The organism is Solitalea lacus (assembly GCF_022014595.1).
Classification (GTDB): Bacteria; Bacteroidota; Bacteroidia; order Sphingobacteriales; family Sphingobacteriaceae; genus Solitalea; species Solitalea lacus.
Genome location: NZ_CP091740.1, coordinates 1,701,272 through 1,715,157, shown reverse-complemented (window position 1 = coordinate 1,715,157; position 13,886 = coordinate 1,701,272). Strand labels below are relative to the sequence as shown.

Below are 13,886 nucleotides of genomic sequence, written 5' to 3'. Positions count from 1 at the left end.
ATTCAAAGATAATTAACAACCCATCCTTTCCACTAACTTCTCCAGCTGCCCTTTGTCATTATGTAAAACCGGACCATGACCGAAGCAAATAACTGAAGGATTGAGTTTATTTAACTTGCATACAGATTCTTTCATTTGATATGTATCCGTTGTAAACAGAGCTGGTGGCGTATTTAAACCAACCAGGGTTGTCAACAAATTCATGTTCACCAGTGCATCACCCGCAATCAGCACTCTATCCGATTCGCGAAAGAAGGAAATATGCCCAATAGAGTGACCGGGGGTTTCAATAACCGTAAAACTTCCTACTTCATCACCTTCCTTTAATGTTTGTGAAACTTTAACACCTTTGCCTGCCCAGTTTAATTGCTGAAAGCGAGCCACAAAATGCCTGGGATTAGGGTAATCGTCAACCACCCTCCCCGACTCTGCATTGTTTTTTTCCTTTTCGGATGTCCATAATGGAATACTTAATCGCTCGCAGATCAATGAACTGCTACCCTGATGATCGGCATGAGCATGAGTTAACAGATGTGCATTAATTTTATGCGATTTTATGGATTTAAGAATCTTACTAGCAGAAGCCCTTATGCCGGCGTCAATCAGCAAATCATCAACAACATAGCAGTTAATGCTGTTTCTGGGCAGTAACGGTAATTGGTAAACGTTTTTTGCAATTTCGATCATTTGTTAAATATTTAATTTCTGCAAAATTTCGAAATTGAATCCTTCTTCCCTTTGACAAATGTTAAGAATTACCATTTCGGATTCGGCTCAACGACTCGGGAGTAATTCCCAAATAAGATGCAATATGAATCAAGGGAGTCCGTTGAACAATTTTTAAAGGAGTAGTTACCAGAAAATTTGCATATTTTTCTTTGGCAGGTATGCCTTGTAGTTTCAGCACTCGATCAGCTATGCATATATAGTTGTATTCAGCCAATAACCTGCCTATGATTTGCCAGTTAGGAACAGCCTTATAAAGCTCTTGCATGTTTTTGTATGAAATAGAAAGAACTTCCGTTTGCTCAATTGCCTGCATCATTTCAACTGATGCCGATTGCGTAATAAAACTAGTATAAGCAGAAATAAACTGGTCATCACAAGCCAAATAAGTGGTTACTTCTTTACCATCTCTAACATAATAGGTTCGTACCAACCCTTTCGTAACAAAATAAATGGCAGTGCAAATCTTATCCTGCGGCAATAAAAACTCTTTACCCTTAAAGGTATTTGATGTGAATTTGGAAAGTATCAATTTCAATTCTTCATCGCTAAAGCTAGAATAAGAAAGTATCTTTTGTTTGAGGCTTTCGTAAGGCATTTGTTTAAAAATAGAAGTAAAGCGTTTGATTTGCATCAAACTTAGTTAAAGCTAAAAATTCTTTTTATTTATAAGCTTAGCTCTTCAAAACTTCGCTTATCACGGTAGACTCTGCTAACAGCTCTCCCAATAAGGCATTTTCATAAAACGTTCAGCACAAGCAAATTAATATTTAGCCAACCTAATACCCACTGTAAACAAATAACCTTTGGTTGAAGCATAAGAATTAAAATTCATATAGGATCCGACCTTAAAATAAACAGGCGCCTTTGCATGAGGCCGAAATAGTAATGAAGCATTTATTGTTCCATTAAAGTAGCTATCCTTAAACGCATCGGGGTCATCTTCACCACCATCTTTATCAAAAATATAATAAGTATCTAAAAACAAATTAGCAACATTGGTATTCATAATTGATACGCCCACCCCCAAATCAGCAGAAAGCATCGATACTATGGGTATTTCTTTACCACCATGTAATCCTAAGAACCACTGTTCAATTTGTTCATTACTATTTAAATTATTTACAGGAGGAACTGGAGTATATTCGTTTCCCTGAAAGTGAAGGCCAGCATAAATGCCGGATGCATCCATATAAGTAATTGCATAATTTGTTGAGACACCTGTTAAATTACCCTTTTTATACCCAACACTAGAACCCGGGCCTAAACCAAATTCCATATATAATGCATTGTGAAATGGGGACCTGCGTTGAGCCTGAACGGCGGATGATAAGCCTGCCAATATCAATAATAAGTAGAATGCCTTTTGCATAAAATAGTATGGTAATTTATTTAACAGACGTGTTCTTAAACCTGCAGGTTGCTTTGTAATTTTTTTAGTGCAAAACTTTTTTTTCTAAAGGCATTAATTGAATAAATGTGTGTTTTCAACTTCATTTTGCAGCAATTAGCAATCAAGTCACCTCAACATATCTCACTAACAAACAATTCATTACATTATAAAACTTGTAAATAAATGATTATCATTGCGATTCAAAATAAAATTTGCCTCTAATTGAACTTGATTATGATTGCTGAAGAAACTGAATCTATCTTTCCCTTTAGCTTGGAAAAAAAATTCCGTGAGCTATGGCGAATGATTGGTAATACTCCAATGCTTGAAATTGCTTATTCCTACAAAGGGGAAACAAGGAAGCTGTATGTTAAATGTGAGCATTATAACTTAACCGGAAGTATAAAAGACCGTATGTCTCTTTATATTTTGGAACAAGCTTATCGCTCAGGAAACATTAAAAAAGGTGACCGTATTGTAGAGGCGACCAGCGGAAATACTGGCATTGCATTTTCTGCAGTAGGGAAAGCTCTAGGCCATGATGTAACCATTATTATGCCTAACTGGCTGAGTAAAGAACGAATGGATATCATTCGCAGTTTAGGCGCCGATATAAAATTAATTAGTAAAGAAGAAGGTGGCTTTTTAGGAAGTATTTCGGTATCAGAACAAATGGCCGCCATCGATCCTAATATTTTCCTTCCTTGCCAATTCACAAATGAAGGAAATTCTCTGGCACACGAAAAAACAACTGGAGTTGAAATATGGAATCAATTAAAAAACATTGGTATTACTCCAGATGCTTTTGTTGCAGGTGTGGGAACAGGAGGAACTGTAATGGGCGTAGGTAATTACCTCCGTAAAATGAACCCAAACATTAAAATTCACCCATTGGAACCTGCTGAATCTCCTACTCTAACAACGGGTTACAAGGTGGGAGCGCATCGTATTCAGGGTATTTCAGATGAATTTATACCGGCTATTGTAAAGTTGGATGAATTAGATGAAGTTGTTCAGGCAGCCGATGGTGATTCAATTTTAATGGCACAAAAGCTGGCTAAGCAGTTAGGGTTGGCTGTTGGTATTTCTTCGGGAGCCAATATAATCGGAGCTATTAAACTTCAAAACCAAATGGGTGTTAATGCCAGTGTGGTAACCGTATTTGCCGACAGTAATAAAAAATACCTAAGTACCGACTTAATGAAAGAAGAGCCTGTAAAAGAAGGTTACCTTTCGCCTGAGGTTAAATTCATTGACTATCAACCAATAGATCGTTGCAACTGCATTTAATTATTATCATTCATAAATTATGCTTCCGCCTTTTCTTAATTGTAAAGGCGGTTTTTTTTCTGTCATTGACCTACCCCCCAAGCATCTCTGCAGTATTTCGAATAAATGATTAGATACTTTCAATTAAAATACTGACAGCATTTCCCCCAAAACCCACCGCGTTAATCAAGATTTTTCTCAAAGGTTTCCCGACCTCTTGATATGGCAAATAAGGCGTTTGGATAAATTGATTATGCTGAAGCATTAAAAGAGCCATCTCTAAACTTAAAGCCCCTGAAGCCCCAAAAGTATGACCGATCTTCCATTTATTGGAAGTAAGTAAAGGCATATACGTTCCAAAAACCGCTTTTATGGCATTCATTTCAGATTTATCACCTTTTATTGTACCCGGCGAATGCAATACAATTGCATCGATAGATTCAGGATCATGCCCCTTAATGGCCATCCGCATTGCCTGTTGTTGGCAAACAGCTTCATCAGAAATAGATGCTCCATGTTTAATTTGTTCTGTACCATAACCAATGCCGGATATATAGGCAAGAGCTTTATCCAAATTTCTTTCCAGACTAAATACGGCAGCTCCTTCTCCTAAAATCATTGTATTTCGCTTTTTATTCAAATTCATTGACTGGCACGGGTAGTTATCAGTCGAGTTTGAATACACCTTTAATGCTTTCATTTGAGCCAAGGTAAAAGGCGTGAGCGGAACCTCTGAACCGCCGGCTAAAAACTTATCTGAAAGCCCCGATTTAAGCCAGGCAACAGCATTTAAAATTGCATGCAAAGCCGTTGAACAAGTAATGGAGTGGGAAATATGAGGACCATGAACACCTAAATCAACTCCTACCCAACTTGCAATATTGCCTAAAGTGGTAGTCGGTGAGGATAAAATATCTGTATTCTGAAATCCCGAGTTTAGAAATTGTGAATGGAATTTTTCGAATGCCACAGTGGCGCCACGTGATGACCCTATATTCACACCAACTTCAACACCATTTTGCCAGCCGGCTTGTTCCCATGCGATGCGTGAAGCAGCAATGGCAAACCAAGCTGTTGGATCCAGCTGCTGATATTTTAAATTTTCATTCGAAATTTTTGCAACTAATTCCGCGGACTCTTCTTCAAGTACCGAAACCCATTCAGTACCCATTGGAAAGTCCTTATGGGTAAAACAGTGTTTACTTTTTAAATAATTTTCCCAGATACCTTGTTTATTCGTGCCCAGAGCAGAAATTGAGCCCCACCCAACTATAGCAATCTTAATATGATCCATCTTACTTAACAGGCCGCTAAATTACTAAAACCTGTATGGATTACTGATAAACAATTTTGACAAGACTATATCAACAGCTATGAAATACCGCTTTCAAGCTTGTTTTAAGGAAAACAAGCTTGAATCAATAAGGAAAGAAAACTAATCCTTATCTTTGCGGTTCTTTTAAAAGTAATAAGTTATTGGCAATTCGTTATTAACTACTCAAAGAGAGTAATCTCCTCAATAATTATTGACCAACAACTAATAACCAAGAAAAAATGGCTAAAATTTCCATCAACCTGGCAACAGGTTCATTGCAGAAAGAAGATATAATTGTAGGTATTGATTTAGGAACCACAAACTCACTGGTAGCATTCATTAACCCAGAAAACCACCCCCAAGTAATAAATGATGCGGGTAAAGGTGTTTTGGTACCTTCTATTATCCACCTTAATCCTCAAAACGGTGAATCCATTGTTGGAAATGATGCCAAAGCTCATTTAATTGAAGACCCTGAACATACAATTTTTTCTGTAAAGCGACTTTTAGGCCGTTCGTATAAGGACATTGAACATTACCAAAATTTCTTTTCATACAAGATTGTTGACGACGATAATGAGACATTGGTAAAAGTTAAGATAGAAGATAAATATTACTCGCCGATTGAGCTTTCAGCTATGATTTTAAAGGAGTTGAAAGCACGGGCAGAACATGCGTTAAAAACTCCTGTAAATCGTGCCGTAATTACTGTTCCAGCTTATTTTAATGATTCGCAACGTCAAGCAACACGTGATGCAGGTAAATTGGCCGGATTGGATGTGCTTCGAATTGTTAACGAACCTACTTCAGCCAGTTTGGCATATGGTATCGGCTTAAATCCTGAAGAAGAAAGAACCATTGCAGTGTATGATTTGGGTGGAGGAACATTCGATATTTCGATTTTAAAAATACAAAATGGCATTTTCGAAGTATTAGCCACCAACGGTGATACCTTTTTGGGTGGGGATGATTTTGACCGAGCCATTATTGAATTCTGGATCAAACGTAGCGGATTAACGGCTGAAGAACTGAAACAATACAAAGAAATTCGTCAAGTATTAAGATTAAAAGCTGAGGAAGCAAAAAAACACCTGAGCTTTAACGAACAATATAATAATGATGTTCAGGGAATTGATTGCAGTATTGACAAATCAACCTTTGAAGAACTGATTAAACCTAAAGTTGATCAAACGCTTTCGTGTTGTAAAAATGCCTTGGCAGATGCAGGTTTAAAACCAGAAAATATTGACTCTATAATTATGGTAGGCGGATCGACTCGCACGCCACTAGTTAAAAATTCAGTTTCAACCTTCTTTGGCAAATCTGTAAATGACTCTTTGAACCCTGATGAGGTTGTCGCTCTTGGTGCTGCCATTCAGGCCGATATTTTAGCCGGTAACCGTAAAGACATATTACTACTGGATGTCACACCGCTTTCATTAGGTGTTGAAACCATGGGTGGATTAATGGATGTGATTATTCCTCGAAATTCAAAGGTACCAACCAAAGCGGGTCGCCAATACACCACAGCTGTCGATGGACAGGTAAATATGAAAATTTCTGTTTATCAGGGCGAACGCGATTTAGTAAAAGATAACCGTAAGCTAGCCGAATTTGACCTAAAAGGTATTCCGGCTATGCCTGCTGGCTTACCCAAAGTAGATATTAACTTTTTATTGAATGCTGATGGAATCTTAACCGTTCAAGCGGTAGAGCTACGCTCTGGAGTTAAACAACAAGTTGAAGTAAAACCAACTTATGGGTTAACAGATGCCGAGGTTGAGCAAATGCTGTTGGATTCTGTTTCTCATGCGAAAGATGATGTAGCACAGCGTATGGTTATTGAAGCACGTACTGAAGGAGAGCAAATGCTTTATACTGCTGAACGCTTCATCAAAAATAACGCTCAGTTTTTGTCAGAAGAAGAACAGATCCATACAATAAAATTAATGGAAGAACTTAAATCCATTCTGCCTGAAGGCTCGAAAGATGAAATACTTTCTAAAATTGACGCATTGAACGAGTATACCCGTCCATTTGCTGAGCGTGTAATGGATGTGGCCATTTCAAAAGCGATGAAAGGTAAATCAATAGAATAAAAAATATTGATGATGAATTGTTGGCTATTCAACAATTCATCATCTGTGTAGGTTTAGTACTTAATCTTTATCGACCAATCTTTCTATCCTAGTGTCGGGTATTAACCACATTATAGCTACTCCAATATATATCAGCCCTGAAAACCACTCAACATATAATGCAATAATAATGGCTGACAAATAAAGCCCTATCGAGAGTTTTCCTTTCAGATCATACCCCACGGCCTTTGAAAGTAATGAATCCCTGCCATTGTGCGCTATTATCAAATTTTGCAATATTGAATAGGCAAAACCTGCCATTAAAAGCACAACACCATAAAACAACATTGGTATACTGGCAAAGTGATTTTCACCTATCCAACTTGTAACAAATGGAACAAGAGACAACCAAAACAATAAATGCAAATTGGCCCATAATATTTTTCCATTTATTTTTCCGGCTGTATGAAGTAAGTGATGATGATTATTCCAATAGATTCCTATATAAATAAAACTCAGAACATAGCTTAAAAAAACAGGTATAAGAGGTCTCAACCCCGAAAGATCAGCTGTATGAGGCACTTTCAATTCCAGTACCATAATTGTGATTATTATTGCCAATACTCCATCGCTAAACGCTTCTAAACGTCCTTTTGTCATGTTTACTATAAAAAGTTTTTTTTGAAGTTAACGACTTAGAAACTCAAAATCAAAGTTTGAAAGATGGTTATATGTCAACAATTTAGTAAGTATCTGAAATAATTAATTTTATACAGAAATTTTATGAATTTGAAATACTATTTCATTCACCTACATTAGAGTTAAACCCGAAAACATACCATTATATGACTAGAAAAAACTTATTACTTAGTATATTAAACTTAGCTCTCTTCATATTTCCGTCTATTCCCTTGCAAGCACAAAACTTGGATTTATTCCTCAAAAAGGAATTCATCCTAAAAAATGACACCTTAAAATACCGGATTTTATTACCTGAAAATTTTGATGCAGCAAAAAAATACCCTTTGATTTTGTTTTTACACGGAGCCGGCGAGCGTGGCAGCGACAACGAAAAACAATTGGTGCATGGCTCCAAACTTTTTTTGAGCGACAGTATCAGGAAACAATTTCCAGCTATTGTTATTTTCCCACAATGCCCAGAGAATCAATTTTGGTCAAACGTAAAAATCAAAATAACACCTGATCATCGAGAATTTACATTTCAAGCTAACGGAGAACCAACCACACCACTGGCACTGGTTCAGAAGTTTATGAAAAACTTCATTGCACAGGGTAATGTTGACAACAAGCGAATTTACATTATGGGACTTTCGATGGGAGGCATGGGTACTTTTGAGTTATTATGGCGTAATCCGAAATTATTTGCCGCCGCCATACCTATTTGCGGCGGAGCACATCCGGCGACCGTAAAACAATATGCGAAGCATACTGCTGTTTGGATTTTTCACGGAGCCGACGACCCGGTTGTTCCTGTTGATTTTTCAAGGCAAATGTTCGAAGCACTGAAACAAGCGAAAGCTGAAGCAAAATACACCGAATATCCAGGGATTGGACACAACAGCTGGGATAATACTTTTGCTGAGCCGCAATTACTATCGTGGTTATTTACACAATCGCATAAATAATGATGTTGATCTATAAATATCTCTGCTCTGCTTTACACATATTGCCCGCCATGGCCTTGGTTCAGCACTCATAGCATGTAAGTTTATAGTTTCAAATTAGGTTGCATGACCAATAGATTTTATCTTTACCATTTGCAGTTTGAATAATCATCTAATCAAACCAAAACAAATTACACTAAATGAAACATAAAATCCGACCGTCGGTGGTCCTGCTAAACAATGATTCAGTATTATTGATGAAATACATTTACGGAGGAACCGAGGTTTATGGCCTTCCAGGGGGGAATCCGGAAATTGGAGAAAGCTTACAAGAAGCTGTTATTAGAGAATTGAAAGAAGAGCTAGGCTTAACAATCGATATTGAGGAACTGTTATTTGTTGCCGAAACACATCGTACTGAAATACAGGAAGTAGTTGTTCACACAATTTTTTCGGGAAAAATTATTGAAGGCACCCCTGAATTAAATAACGATCATACTTCTGCCTTATCAGTAGAGTGGATTAATGTTGAAGATATTGACGGGAAAAACCTATATCCAAATATTGGCGCTGAAATTAAATTATTATTTGGCATAGGCTCAACCGACCGCACAACATATTTAGGAAATATTAACCAGCAATGGTTTTAGATCCAATTAAAAAAGTAAGAAGTTTGTAAAACTTCTTACTTTTTTAATTGGATGATTTAACTACTCTGTCGTTAAATCATCATCCAACATACCGGCTTCAGCATCTTCTTCCATAATTTGCAATATGCTTTTAACCCGGTAAACAGTTCCATTTTTGCGATTTCCAAGGATGACAACAACATAGTCTTCTTTAGGATTGAACCAAAATAAAGTACTGTATCCTTTCCACCAACCATTATGATATACATATTTAGGCTTCTTACTGTCTACGTCCTTTAACATCATTCTGAATCCGAAGCCATAATTTTTTATACCTTTTCTTTCGAAACTACGTGGCTCCCATGCTTCCTTTACAGTTTTTTTACTTAAGAAACAATCCGAATTTAGAGCCCTATACCATTTATACAAGTCATCGACAGTAGAATAGATTCCTTTATCTCCTACCACTTTGTCATAATAATCGGTTAAAACTTTCCGATGACCTTCATAACCATAAGTTCTGTTTATATTGATTGAATCATTAGATGTTGTGGCCAAAAATGTATTCTTCATCCCCAATGGATCGAATATATTTTTCTTCAAATATTGATCAAATGGCAAACGTGTCACTCGTTCAACAATGGAAGCCAGCACCATATAATTACTATTATTATAGGCAAACGAGCGGTTGGGATAGTTATATGGCTTAGGTCTTGATTGAGCAAACCATTTCAAAATCTGATTATTATCCGGAGGTATTCTTACTTTTCTTACACTATCATCAAAAGCGTAGGCATAATAAGGTAAGCCACTACGGTGAGATAAAAGCATTTTAACGTCTATACCGTGATACGGAAAATCGGGAATGAACTTTTGAACGCTGTCATCTAACTTCAACTTTCCTTCCTCATATAACTTTAATACAGCCATAGCCGTAAAAGTTTTAGACATGGATGCTAATTGAAATTTAGAATCAAAATGCAGGCTATCCTTCATTTTACGATCAAATGAAGCCATACCAAATACCTTGCGGTAAATAACCACTCCTTTTTGGGCGACAAGTACGTTCCCGTTAAAACCTTCCCGCTTTACTTTCTTTTGAAAAACAGTATCCAATTGCCAAGCCTTTTGATCAGCATGGATCTTTTCCCTGATTTTAGTAATGTCTTTAGCATCCGGTTCAAGCTTCTCAAAACAGGAGCGAGTATCAGCAACTGTTTTAGGCTTAGATGGTTTGGAAGTGCATGCAATAAGGCTTCCTAATGATATAAATGCAATGGTTTGGTAAATCGTTCCCCTCATTTATCGGTCTAATAAATTTAATTGTGGTGATGCAAAAATGACAAATTCTATCACATTGAAAAATGTTATTTCGCCTTAAAATAAAAAAAATTGGCTACCCGACAAATGCAAGTAGCCAATTCATTTTAATTATTTCTTTATTACTATTTATTCATTAAGCGAGCTACATACTTTCCAATGATATCAAACTCAAGGTTTACTGTTGTGCCTACCTGAATTTGATGAAAATTAGTCTGCTCATAGGTATACGGGATAATTGCAACTGAGAACTCATCATTTTTTGAATCAACAACTGTTAAACTGGTGCCATTAATTGTAATTGAACCTTTTTCAACAGTTACATTGCCTTGAGCACCATCGTATTTAAAAGTAAATTCCCAACTACCGTCCTTGGATTCAGCTTTTGTACAAACTGCCGTTTGATCAACGTGACCTTGAACAATATGCCCATCAAGACGACCGTTCATTTGCATGCAACGTTCAATATTTACTTTAGAGCCTACCTCCCATTCTCCTAAATTGGTCTTTTTTAATGTTTCCTCAATGGCAGTTACGGTATGTGTATTATCGGCCAATGCTACTACCGTTAAACAAACACCATTATGCGCTACACTTTGATCAATTTTTAACTCATTAGAAAGTGATGATTCAATAGTAAAATGAATATTAGAGCCGTCTTTCTCTCTATTTTTTACAACGCCGAGCGTTTCAATAATTCCAGTAAACACAATATAATTTTAGAAATGTGATAATTTGAAAATGCCTACATTGGTGAAGCATCTACAGCCTACTTCTCATTCTCCAGCTGCTATACCCCGATTGGCCAACAACTTTATGTTCTATTTGTTTTTTATTTTTTTCAATTGCAGAAATTGCCAAAAGTGCCGCAACCTCTGCTTCCTCTTCTACAAACTCTTCTTCAACTTTTCCGTTAAAGTATTTTTTCACAAAATGCGTATCAAAATTGCCCGACGTAAAAGCTTCATGTTGCATAACAAACCGGCCAAATCCAAGAGTAGTTTCAATACCCAAAATGTGGTAATCTTTTATAGCTCTAATCATTTTGTCAATGGCTTCCTTACGGTTTTCGCCATGAGTAATCAACTTGGCAATCATTGGGTCATAAAAGATTGGAATATCCATACCCTCTTCAAAACCGTCATCCACCCTTACACCTGTTCCTTGAGGAATTTTATACTTTTTCAGCTTACCAATGTCAGGCAAGAAATCATTATTCGGATCTTCAGCATAAACACGCAATTCAATCGCATGACCACTAATGCTTAAATCTTCTTGCTTAAAGCTTAAAGCCTCCCCCTTAGCTACCTTAATTTGTTCTTTTACAAGGTCAATTCCTGTAACCATTTCAGTAACAGGATGTTCAACCTGCAAGCGAGTGTTCATTTCCAAGAAATAGAAGTTCAGCTTTTCATCAAGAATGAACTCTACAGTCCCGGCTCCGATATAATTGCAGGCCTTAGCCACATCAACGGCACATTGACCCATTTTTGCTCGTATTTCAGGCGTTAAAACAGCTGAAGGAGCTTCTTCTATTACTTTTTGATGGCGACGCTGCACTGAACATTCACGCTCAAACAAGTGAACAATATTGCCGTGAGTATCTCCTAAAATCTGAAACTCAATGTGACGTGGAGATGCAACATAACGCTCAATGAATACCGAACCATCTCCAAAGGCCGATTTTGCCTCACTGATAGCTCTGTGCATTTGTTCTTCCAAATCCTCGGCTTTCTCCACCACACGCATTCCTTTACCACCACCACCTGCCGAAGCTTTTATTAATATTGGGAAACCAATTTCCTGAGCAATACGTTTTGCCTCCTGTTCGTCAGCAATAGCGCCCTCACTTCCAGGCACCAATGGAATGTTATATTTTTTAGCAGCAGCTTTTGCAGAAAGCTTATCCCCCATTATCTCCATTGATTCAGGAGAAGGACCGATTAATTTAATACCAGCTTGTTTTACCTTTCGTGCAAAGTCGGCGTTTTCAGATAAAAAGCCATAACCGGGGTGTATTGCATCAGCACCAGTTTTTACAGCCGCATTTATTATTTTCTCAATAACTAGGTATGATTGGTTGGATGCCGACGGACCAATATGTACTGCTTCATCTGCATACCGGACATGTAAGGCCTGACGATCTGCATCTGAATAAACAGCGACAGTTTTTATACCCATTTCGCGGGCTGACCGCATAATACGCAGCGCAATTTCTCCCCTATTTGCAATTAATATTTTGTTCATCAACAACTTCGATTTTGATTGGCAGGATAATATATTTTCTTTCCAAAACTTAGCGTTATTACTTAGAGGCATAGCTTTGGCAGTACTTTTTGAACGGCTAAAATTAAACTATTTTTTTTATGGAAGTTTATCTGTTTTTAAATGTCCATAAATGAACCACGACCTTATATAATTTTATATTACCTGAACAGGCATTTAATTGTGCTGTTCTATTGTTTCATATAAATTCGGATATCATGTTAAAACATATTAGCACACTAATTATACTATTAGTTACTGGCCCAACTTTATTTGGACAAACACTAGAGCACGCACAGGAAAATCTAAACACACTCATTGAGGAACGTAGTTCACTATTTCAGGAATGGAAACGTAACAGCGAAGAACGAAATGCTTTCTTTGGCGGTCAATCTAAAAGTGACCTTAAGCAAGTTATAGCCACTCAACAAAAAATAATTGAGGTTGACAATCGTATAATGGATGCCATAGAAAAACTCAATATGGCCAGAAATACTCGTGTAACTGAGAAAAAGGACTCATTATCAGCTCAAACATTTCGATTTGATAGTGAACAACAAAGACTTGGCAATCTTATTAAACAAAAAGAGTCTAAAATTAAAGTGCTTAATGATGAGGTGAAGTACCATGAACGCAATGGACTAATTCTTAAAATTGCGTTTGTGGTAAGTTTAGCCGGCCTAATAGGCTTAGGACTGTTGTTATGGTCAAAAAGAACTGCTTAACCAATAAGCCCGACTACAAGATACAACAATTTGATTTTAAAATATTTAAACACTTTAATAGTATATTTACTTAATCAACTGATTAATTAACAACTACTTATCTTTTGTTTATGGAAAATCAATTTGCAGTTACTGAGGATTACACTCTTAGCCCGAGTGTAATTTTGATCTACCTGGCAGTAATAGCCGTTACTATTCTAATCTATTGGAAAATTTTCACCAAAGCCGGAAAGCCCGGTTGGGCAGCCTTAATTCCAATTTATAACCTGATTGTTTTGCTAGAAATTATTGGACGCCCAGCTTGGTGGGTTATTTTATTACTAATTCCTTTTGTGAATTTTATTATTCTGATTATTGTTTCCATTGACTTGGCAAAGAGTTTCGGAAAGTCGACATTATTTGGAATAGGGTTAGCTTTTTTTACCATTATTTTCGGAGCTATCCTTGCCTTTGGAGATGCTGCTTATCAAGGCCCCTCTGTACTTGCCAATAATTGATTTATTTATCAATGACACTTGAGTTCCAATTAAGACTATTTCAA

Annotated in this window: 14 protein-coding genes; 6 read left to right on the top strand and 8 right to left on the bottom strand. The window is 36.9% G+C overall.

The window, feature by feature from the left end:
- Window positions 1-12: 12 nt before the first annotated feature.
- The 3 genes from L2B55_RS07305 to L2B55_RS07295 form a co-directional block, all read right to left on the bottom strand.
- On the bottom strand, window positions 13-687 hold the full coding sequence (locus L2B55_RS07305; RefSeq protein ID WP_237849897.1) for an MBL fold metallo-hydrolase: 675 nt from the start codon (window positions 685-687) through the stop codon (window positions 13-15).
- Window positions 688-748: 61 nt separating this feature from the next.
- Entirely contained in the window at window positions 749-1,360 is a 612-nt protein-coding gene (locus L2B55_RS07300) for a Crp/Fnr family transcriptional regulator (protein WP_237849896.1), read from the bottom strand.
- A 129-nt stretch (window positions 1,361-1,489) separates the two neighbouring features.
- Entirely contained in the window at window positions 1,490-2,098 is a 609-nt protein-coding gene (locus L2B55_RS07295; RefSeq protein ID WP_237849895.1) for a hypothetical protein, read from the bottom strand.
- A gap of 255 nt (window positions 2,099-2,353) precedes the next feature.
- Between L2B55_RS07295 and L2B55_RS07290 the strand changes: the two genes are divergently transcribed.
- Complete coding sequence (locus L2B55_RS07290; protein WP_237849894.1) at window positions 2,354-3,409, top strand: PLP-dependent cysteine synthase family protein; 1,056 nt, start codon at window positions 2,354-2,356, stop codon at window positions 3,407-3,409.
- Between the two features lie 109 nt (window positions 3,410-3,518).
- Here L2B55_RS07290 and L2B55_RS07285 read toward each other — a convergent pair whose 3' ends face one another.
- On the bottom strand, window positions 3,519-4,682 hold the full coding sequence (locus L2B55_RS07285; protein ID WP_237849893.1) for a beta-ketoacyl synthase N-terminal-like domain-containing protein: 1,164 nt from the start codon (window positions 4,680-4,682) through the stop codon (window positions 3,519-3,521).
- Between the two features lie 260 nt (window positions 4,683-4,942).
- Here L2B55_RS07285 and hscA point away from each other — a divergent pair, with 260 nt between their 5' ends.
- Window positions 4,943-6,802 carry a Fe-S protein assembly chaperone HscA gene (gene hscA, locus L2B55_RS07280; protein WP_237849892.1) on the top strand — a complete coding sequence of 620 codons (1,860 nt, stop codon included), beginning with the start codon at window positions 4,943-4,945 and terminating at the stop codon, window positions 6,800-6,802.
- 60 nt (window positions 6,803-6,862) lie between these two features.
- Here hscA and L2B55_RS07275 read toward each other — a convergent pair whose 3' ends face one another.
- Window positions 6,863-7,441, bottom strand: coding sequence for a TMEM175 family protein (locus L2B55_RS07275; protein WP_237849891.1), 579 nt, complete (start codon window positions 7,439-7,441; stop codon window positions 6,863-6,865).
- 185 nt (window positions 7,442-7,626) lie between these two features.
- Here L2B55_RS07275 and L2B55_RS07270 point away from each other — a divergent pair, with 185 nt between their 5' ends.
- Together L2B55_RS07270 and L2B55_RS07265 are read left to right on the top strand one after the other, a co-directional pair.
- Window positions 7,627-8,427, top strand: coding sequence for a carboxylesterase family protein (locus L2B55_RS07270; protein WP_237849890.1), 801 nt, complete (start codon window positions 7,627-7,629; stop codon window positions 8,425-8,427).
- A 179-nt stretch (window positions 8,428-8,606) separates the two neighbouring features.
- Window positions 8,607-9,056, top strand: coding sequence for an NUDIX domain-containing protein (locus L2B55_RS07265; RefSeq protein ID WP_237849889.1), 450 nt, complete (start codon window positions 8,607-8,609; stop codon window positions 9,054-9,056).
- Window positions 9,057-9,116: 60 nt separating this feature from the next.
- On the opposite strand, the gene L2B55_RS07260 is transcribed toward L2B55_RS07265, so the two are convergent.
- The 3 genes from L2B55_RS07260 to accC all read right to left on the bottom strand — a co-directional run bounded on the left by L2B55_RS07260 (window position 9,117) and on the right by accC (window position 12,602).
- On the bottom strand, window positions 9,117-10,337 hold the full coding sequence (locus tag L2B55_RS07260) for a serine hydrolase domain-containing protein (RefSeq protein ID WP_237849888.1): 1,221 nt from the start codon (window positions 10,335-10,337) through the stop codon (window positions 9,117-9,119).
- 143 nt (window positions 10,338-10,480) lie between these two features.
- Window positions 10,481-11,065 (bottom strand): riboflavin synthase, encoded by a 585-nt coding sequence (locus tag L2B55_RS07255; RefSeq protein WP_237849887.1) that lies wholly within the window; start codon window positions 11,063-11,065, stop codon window positions 10,481-10,483.
- Between the two features lie 52 nt (window positions 11,066-11,117).
- Window positions 11,118-12,602, bottom strand: coding sequence for an acetyl-CoA carboxylase biotin carboxylase subunit (accC, locus tag L2B55_RS07250; protein WP_237849886.1), 1,485 nt, complete (start codon window positions 12,600-12,602; stop codon window positions 11,118-11,120).
- A gap of 236 nt (window positions 12,603-12,838) precedes the next feature.
- On the opposite strand from accC, the gene L2B55_RS07245 reads away from it, so the two are divergent.
- Together L2B55_RS07245 and L2B55_RS07240 are read left to right on the top strand one after the other, a co-directional pair.
- Window positions 12,839-13,345: a hypothetical protein gene (locus tag L2B55_RS07245; protein WP_237849885.1), complete on the top strand. Its 507-nt coding sequence runs from the start codon at window positions 12,839-12,841 to the stop codon at window positions 13,343-13,345.
- Window positions 13,346-13,455: 110 nt separating this feature from the next.
- The gene (locus L2B55_RS07240; protein WP_237849884.1) at window positions 13,456-13,842 is read left to right on the top strand and encodes a DUF5684 domain-containing protein; all 387 of its coding nucleotides are present in this window, start codon (window positions 13,456-13,458) and stop codon (window positions 13,840-13,842) included.
- The last annotated feature ends 44 nt before the right edge of the window (window positions 13,843-13,886 follow it).

Bases quoted from the DNA above. Each gene is read 5' to 3' on its own strand.
- L2B55_RS07305 (WP_237849897.1), bottom strand. From the start codon at position 687: ATGATCGAAATTGCAAAAAACGTTTACCAATTACCGTTACTGCCCAGA.
- L2B55_RS07300 (WP_237849896.1), bottom strand. From the start codon at position 1,360: ATGCAAATCAAACGCTTTACTTCTATTTTTAAACAAATGCCTTACGAA.
- L2B55_RS07295 (WP_237849895.1), bottom strand. From the start codon at position 2,098: ATGCAAAAGGCATTCTACTTATTATTGATATTGGCAGGCTTATCATCC.
- L2B55_RS07290 (WP_237849894.1), top strand. From the start codon at position 2,354: ATGATTGCTGAAGAAACTGAATCTATCTTTCCCTTTAGCTTGGAAAAA.
- L2B55_RS07285 (WP_237849893.1), bottom strand. From the start codon at position 4,682: ATGGATCATATTAAGATTGCTATAGTTGGGTGGGGCTCAATTTCTGCT.
- hscA (WP_237849892.1), top strand. From the start codon at position 4,943: ATGGCTAAAATTTCCATCAACCTGGCAACAGGTTCATTGCAGAAAGAA.
- L2B55_RS07275 (WP_237849891.1), bottom strand. From the start codon at position 7,441: ATGACAAAAGGACGTTTAGAAGCGTTTAGCGATGGAGTATTGGCAATA.
- L2B55_RS07270 (WP_237849890.1), top strand. From the start codon at position 7,627: ATGACTAGAAAAAACTTATTACTTAGTATATTAAACTTAGCTCTCTTC.
- L2B55_RS07265 (WP_237849889.1), top strand. From the start codon at position 8,607: ATGAAACATAAAATCCGACCGTCGGTGGTCCTGCTAAACAATGATTCA.
- L2B55_RS07260 (WP_237849888.1), bottom strand. From the start codon at position 10,337: ATGAGGGGAACGATTTACCAAACCATTGCATTTATATCATTAGGAAGC.
- accC (WP_237849886.1), bottom strand. From the start codon at position 12,602: ATGAACAAAATATTAATTGCAAATAGGGGAGAAATTGCGCTGCGTATT.
- L2B55_RS07245 (WP_237849885.1), top strand. From the start codon at position 12,839: ATGTTAAAACATATTAGCACACTAATTATACTATTAGTTACTGGCCCA.
- L2B55_RS07240 (WP_237849884.1), top strand. From the start codon at position 13,456: ATGGAAAATCAATTTGCAGTTACTGAGGATTACACTCTTAGCCCGAGT.